The 720-nt window shown below is 69.7% G+C and carries 1 pseudogene; it reads right to left on the bottom strand.

Annotated features, from left to right (window positions below):
• Positions 1 to 720 (bottom strand): annotated as a pseudogene (locus P0X85_RS15200) (phage tail protein); the annotation flags it as partial.

Genomic DNA, 720 nt, shown 5'->3' with positions numbered 1-720 from the left:
GCTCAGGATCTGCACGCCCTTGGTCGTGACCGTGCTTACCGGGCCAATCCGCCCCTCGCTATCCTCGGCCCGGAGCAGGTAGGTTCCGGGCTTGAGCGGCACCACCGCGATCGCCTCGCCCCCCGAGACCCGGTCCATCAGCGTGGAATTGGCCCAGCTCGCCGCCGCCTCCTTGCTGTGGCGGATCACGATATTGCCGCCGACGCGCACATCCACATCTGTCGCACGCTGCCATTTCAAGATGGCAAGCCCGCCCGCGGACTGGATCGTCAGCCCCGCGAGCGCCGCAGGCGGCGCCGTCAGCCCCACCACCTCGCGCGCGCCCTCCCGCCAAGCCGAGGAGACCCCGAGCACCGAGATGGCCTTCACCCGGAACGCCCATTGCCCAGGACGGATGTCGCGCAGTTCCAGCACCGTGCCCGAAGTCCGGCCCCGGTCCATCCAGGCTTCCGCGTCACGCCGGGTCTCCACCTGATAGGTGTCGACAAAGCCCGAGGGAGCCGCTTCCCAGCCGATGCGCAACAGCACCTTCACCGCTGAGCCGTCCCGCGTGACGTAGAGCTCTTCCTCGCCTTGCGGCGCGCCCGGGGGCGCGATGTCGAAGGCCGAGGGGAGCGTGGTGCGCGGGACGGCTGCGTAGATACGCTCCTCGGAAGCATCCCAAGCATAGATCAGCGGCGAGGTCTCGCGCAGCAGGATCTCGGGGGCCAGCCGCGGGCC

Origin of the sequence: Pseudothioclava nitratireducens (assembly GCF_029210495.1) — a bacterium.
Classification (GTDB): domain Bacteria; phylum Pseudomonadota; class Alphaproteobacteria; order Rhodobacterales; family Rhodobacteraceae; genus Pseudothioclava; species Pseudothioclava nitratireducens.
The sequence above is the reverse complement of the archived record's forward strand: the minus strand, read 5'-3'. Positions and strand labels throughout refer to the sequence as shown.